This is a genomic window from Aeromonas sp. JL9 (assembly GCF_024436075.1).
Lineage (GTDB): Bacteria > Pseudomonadota > Gammaproteobacteria > Enterobacterales > Aeromonadaceae > Aeromonas > Aeromonas veronii.
The window spans coordinates 361-674 of the sequence record NZ_JANFNV010000076.1 but is presented as its reverse complement, the minus strand read 5'-3'; the positions used below and the strand labels follow the sequence as shown (position 1 = coordinate 674).

Sequence of the window (314 nt, the reverse complement as noted above, 5' to 3'; positions counted from 1 at the left end):
AAGTAGGCCAGCGTCGCCACGTACAGCAGCAGCCAGCCGATGAACGGCCACAGCAACGCGGTATCGAAGCTGCCGACCACCGCGATCATGGTGACGAAGTAGATCACCACGAACACCAGGATGTCGGTGACGATCATCACCGTGTCGCGTACCGCCAGCGCGGTCTGCATCACCTTGGCCGACACGCGGCCGGCGAATTCGTCCTGGTAGAAGCTCATGCTCTGGCCGAGCAGGTGGCGGTGGTAGATCCAGCGCAGGCGCATCGGGAAGTTGCCGGCCAGGCCCTGGTATTTGCACATCGCCTGCAAGGCGAT

1 pseudogene is annotated in these 314 nt (G+C 62.7%); it reads right to left on the bottom strand.

Annotated elements, in window-relative coordinates:
* Positions 1–314: pseudogene (locus tag NOM06_RS20815) on the bottom strand (ABC transporter ATP-binding protein); the annotation flags it as partial.